Origin of the sequence: Bacillus sp. JJ1609 (assembly GCF_036967045.1) — a bacterium.
Taxonomy (GTDB): Bacteria; Bacillota; Bacilli; order Bacillales; family Cytobacillaceae; genus Mesobacillus.
This window is the reverse complement of sequence record NZ_JBALSS010000049.1, coordinates 1-4,984: the sequence shown is the minus strand read 5'-3', so window position 1 is coordinate 4,984 and position 4,984 is coordinate 1. Positions and strand designations below refer to the sequence as shown.

Sequence of the window (4,984 nt, the reverse complement as noted above, 5' to 3'; positions counted from 1 at the left end):
GAACCAGCCTTGTTTGTATTTTTCTATAACTTGAAGCTCGAAAACGATTTTCGCAAATCCTCTGCCATGCTTGAAAGTTTTCCTGATGATTCCAAAAGCTCCTGCATTGTTGCGTTTTGTTCCTCTGTTGTAGCAGCAACCTGTTCAAGGAATTGTGCAGACTTTGATGATGCAATGATAACTTCAGTGGCTGATTGAGCCATAAACTCCATTTTTTCATTCGCGTTTACAACTGCTTCGCTTACTTGATTTCCTTTCATGCTTACTTCTTCAATCGATTCTGCGATTTCAGTAAAAGTAATCGCCACTTTTTCCACAAGTTCATTTCCTTTCAATACGGTCGCCTGGCTTTCATCCATAACATTCACAGCCTGGTTTGTTTCCTTCCCGGTCTGTTCAAGAATATTGCGGATGCTTTCAGCCGCGCCTGCTGATTGTTCAGCGAGCTTTCGGACTTCCTGTGCAACGACACCAAATCCCTTACCATGTTCACCGGCGCGTGCTGCTTCAATTGCAGCATTGAGTGCAAGCAAGTTTGTCTGATTCGAGATATCAGTAATGATCTCAATAATTCTATGGATTTCCTGAGAATTATTCTTCAGTGAATGGATCACATTCGATAATTCGTTTACTTTTTCATTAATCATATCCATCTGTTCGGTAACGCTGAAAGCATACTGTTTGCCCTGCTCAATCTTCTCCTTCGAAACAGATGTAGTATATAGAGTTTCTTTAAGTGATCCAGTGACCTCTATTAACTGTGAAGAAACATTTTCAACGGCATTATTTGTACGTTCGGAAATTTTAACTTGTTCCTCAGAAGCCGATGCAACCTGCATGATTGAAGTAGTGATCTCGTTATTCGCTTGGGTCGTAGCTTCTGCATTAAGCTTTAAATTCCTTGACATTTCATTAACCTGGTCAGAAGATGACAGGATACTGGAGATTGATGCCTTAAGGTTTCCGGACAATTGGTTCATAGCGGCAATAATCTGGCCAACCTCATCCTTGCTTTTAGCATCTAGTACCTTTACATTCAATTCGCCCGCAGCAAGCTTCTTGCAATAAGCTACTACATCTTTTAGGCCCCTGCTGATGTTACGGGATACAAAGTACATAGCAATCGACGAGATGACGAATGCTATGATCATTATCATAAATGTATTCTGGACCATGGATGCGATCGAGGAATGAGTTTCCTTCATGATTTTCGTTCGATCATCAAGAATGACAGTCCTTAGGGAATTCAGTTTATCGATATTCATATCCCGTATGGTCTCAGCCTTATTGGCAAGACTGATTTGAGTGAAGATATCAACTTGTTCGCCTTTTTGTTTGAAATCTTCTACTGTTGCTAATATTTCATCTTCCCATACATTGTCCATATATTTATCTGTCTTCATAATTGCGTTATATAGAGCTTTTTCTTCCTCGGATCTAACATTGGATTTCAACTTTACTGCAGACGCATTGAAATTCTCCGATTCCTTTTTATAAAGTGCCATCAGTTCTGGTTTTGGTTCAGTTATGTAATCTGTAATGATAATATATTTTTGCCGAAAAGTGGAACCCATGTCGCTGATCATGATCGCATAATCACTTTTTTCCTCAGCCTGGTCGATTGCTCCTGCCAGATTATTAAGCACAGTCGATAGATAGACGAAGCTGCCTAAAAAGATCACCATAATAAAAATAAAAACGCTTCCATACTTCTTTCCGATAGACCAATGCTGCATAAATATTCCCCCGTCTTAGCATAAATAACATTTAAATAGGCTTACCTGTGTATGTATTTATATCGGCATTAACATTTAGTTCTTTACCTTTTTAATATTTTTTCACATAAAATTCACAACCGTAATCATCACTTATGCAAGAGCAAGAAAGAAATTTTTCTATTGAATAAACATTTAAGCAGAGCGGGGTACAATCTGCAAGGAGCAGGCGATTTTATATAAGTTTGTAGGAAGATTCTATAAATGAGTCTTTATAATGATCCATACAGTTTGTAACGTCAGCTGAATAATCATCTTCTAGGTATTGCTAGGGCTTTTTTGATAAAATAAGAGGGAACGTATATTTGGGAAGTGGCTGACATGAAAGAGATGTATCCGAAAAAAGGCAGGGTTATTTTACATGTTGATATGAATAGTTTCTATGCTTCGGTTGAAATGGCTTATGATCCAGACTTAAAGGGGAAACCGCTTGCGATTGCCGGGAATCCTGAAGAACGCCGGGGGATAATTGTAACTTGCAGCTATGAGGCGAGGAAATTCGGGGTCAGGACAACCATGCCATTATGGGAGGCAAAGAAGCTATGCCCTGACTTGATCATAAAGAAACCAAATTTTGAACGCTATCGATCAGCCTCTGCTGCCATGTTTGATTTATTGCGTCAATACACCGAGCTCGTAGAGCCAGTCTCAATTGATGAAGGCTATATGGATATCACAGACTGTTCCGACCTTGGTTCTCCCCTGCTGATTGCAGAAAGTATTCAGAAGAGGTTACTAGAGCAGTTAGATCTTCCATGCAGTATTGGGATAGCTCCTAATAAATTTCTCGCTAAAACTGCCTCCGATATGAAAAAACCCCTGGGTATCACGGTTTTGAGGAAACGTGACATTCCTATGATTCTCTGGCCGCTGGAGGTAGGAGAGATGCATGGAGTAGGAAGCAAAACTGCGGACAAACTAAAAAGTATCGGAATCAACACAATTGGCGGCTTGGCAGAGGCAAATGACATACAGATGAAAGGTCTGCTCGGTATTAACGGAATAAGGCTGAAGGAAAGAGCCAATGGCCAGGATAATCGGGTAGTCGATCCGGAATCAGTCTATGATTTTAAAAGTATTGGTAATTCCACAACCTTGCCGAGAGATGTTTCAAACCAGGTCGAGCTTTTGAAGGTGCTTGAAAGGCTTTCTGAACAAGTAGCGGTCAGGATGAAACGAAAGGAAGCCGTGGCAACGAATATAAGTGTCATGATCCGTTTTAAGGACAGGAAGACGATTACGCGGAGCCACAAGCTCCAAAATCCTGTTTCTAAAAAGGATGAAATTGCTGCTGCCGCCAAAACGCTGTTCCTGAAGCATTGGAACGGGGATCCGGTAAGACTGTTGGGCATTACCGGCACTGACCTTCTTGAAGCGGATCAAGCAGTGAAACAGCTGGATCTTTTCTCATTTGAGCAGGATGCAAGGAAGGAACCGCTGATTAATACAATGAGCATGTTGAGAGAGAAATATGGCAAAAGCATAATTGAGAGTGCTGGTTCACAAATTAAAAATAAAGTTCCTGAAGAAATTAAAGGAACAGATACAAGCTTTAATAAAGATTTCCTGCAGGACCGCAAGTTGCATGACAATGAAGAGAGAAAAGACAAATAGAATGTTTAACTGACAGTAGTTAAGTCAAAATAAATAAGGGCCCAGATCTGAATGTTTGCAACACAAATCTATCATTGCTAAATTATAGAGTATGCATATAAAAACCTAGTTTTAGACAGAAGGGAAGTTGGAAAAATGTCAAAGCAACAAATCGGCGTTATAGGCCTTGCAGTCATGGGCAAGAACTTGGCGATGAATATTGAAAGCAGAGGCTATTCTGTATCCGTTTATAATCGTTCTAGAGAGAAAACGGAAGAAATGCTGGCTGAAACAAAAGGAAAAAATCTCGTCGGTACTTACACGATTGAAGAATTTGTCCAATCACTTGAAAAGCCACGCAAAATCTTGCTGATGGTCAAAGCTGGTGCAGCGACAGATGCGACAATCGAACAGTTGAAACCTTATCTTGAAAAAGGAGATATCATCATTGATGGAGGCAATACATATTTTGCCGATACACAGCGTCGTAACAAGGAATTGAGTGAGCTAGGCCTTCACTTCATCGGGACAGGCGTATCCGGCGGTGAGGAAGGGGCTCTGCATGGTCCGTCCATCATGCCTGGAGGACAGAAGGAAGCCTATGATTTAGTTGCTCCGATTTTCCAGGACATATCTGCTAAAGTCAATGGAGAAGCATGTACAACATATATCGGTCCGGATGGAGCAGGCCATTATGTGAAAATGGTCCACAATGGCATCGAGTACGGAGATATGCAATTAATATCCGAATCGTATTTTATGCTTAAGCATATTTTAGGTCTCAATGCAGAAGAGTTGCATCAAGTATTTTCGGATTGGAACAAAGGCGAGTTGGATAGCTATCTTATCGAGATTACTGCTGACATATTTACTAAGAAGGATGAAGAATCAGGAAAACCTCTAGTTGACGTGATTTTGGATACTGCCGGTCAAAAGGGCACTGGAAAATGGACAAGCCAGAGTGCGCTTGATCTTGGTGTGCCTCTGCCAATCATCACTGAATCTGTTTTTGCCCGCTTTATCTCAAGCATGAAACAAGAGCGCGTTGAAGCAAGCAAGGTGCTGACTGGACCAGAAGCGAAACCTTTTGAAGGCAACCGTGAAGCCTTCATTGAATCCATTCGCAAAGCATTATACTTAAGCAAGATTTGCTCGTATGCCCAGGGCTTTGCACAAATGAGAGCAGCATCGGTAGAATACAACTGGGATTTGAGCTATGGTGAAATTGCAATGATTTTCCGCGGAGGCTGCATCATCAGGGCGCAATTCCTGCAAAAAATAAAGGAAGCATATGATCGCGATCCAGGTTTGAAAAACCTGCTGCTTGATCCGTATTTCAAGGAAATTGCCCAAAGCTATCAGCAGTCGCTCCGTGAAATTATCTCTGCTGCAGTTCTGAATGGTATTCCGGTTCCTAGCTTCTCTGCAGCACTGTCCTACTTTGACAGCTACAGAACAGAAACCCTGCCTGCAAACCTGATTCAGGCGCAGCGTGACTACTTCGGTGCGCATACGTATCAGCGCATTGATAAAGAAGGCATCTTCCATACAGAATGGATGGAATAATAAAGGAAACAGCGAACCATATGTTTGCTGTTTCAGGCTGTAGACAAACT

3 protein-coding genes and 1 pseudogene are annotated in these 4,984 nt (G+C 41.4%); 2 read left to right on the top strand and 2 right to left on the bottom strand.

Annotation, left to right across the window (positions count from 1 at the left end):
• Positions 1 to 23: 23 nt before the first annotated feature.
• Together V7654_RS23990 and V7654_RS23985 are read right to left on the bottom strand one after the other, a co-directional pair.
• Positions 24 to 839, bottom strand: a complete 816-nt coding sequence (locus tag V7654_RS23990) for a methyl-accepting chemotaxis protein (RefSeq protein WP_438825343.1) — start codon at positions 837 to 839, stop codon at positions 24 to 26.
• A 126-nt stretch (positions 840 to 965) separates the two neighbouring features.
• Positions 966 to 1,118: pseudogene (locus tag V7654_RS23985) on the bottom strand (HAMP domain-containing protein); the annotation flags it as partial.
• Positions 1,119 to 2,096: 978 nt separating this feature from the next.
• Between V7654_RS23985 and V7654_RS23540 the strand changes: the two are divergent.
• Positions 2,097 to 3,389 (top strand): DNA polymerase IV, encoded by a 1,293-nt coding sequence (locus V7654_RS23540; RefSeq protein WP_335433316.1) that lies wholly within the window; start codon positions 2,097 to 2,099, stop codon positions 3,387 to 3,389.
• A 135-nt stretch (positions 3,390 to 3,524) separates the two neighbouring features.
• Positions 3,525 to 4,934 carry an NADP-dependent phosphogluconate dehydrogenase gene (gene gndA, locus V7654_RS23535; RefSeq protein WP_335433315.1) on the top strand — a complete coding sequence of 470 codons (1,410 nt, stop codon included), beginning with the start codon at positions 3,525 to 3,527 and terminating at the stop codon, positions 4,932 to 4,934.
• The last annotated feature ends 50 nt before the right edge of the window (positions 4,935 to 4,984 follow it).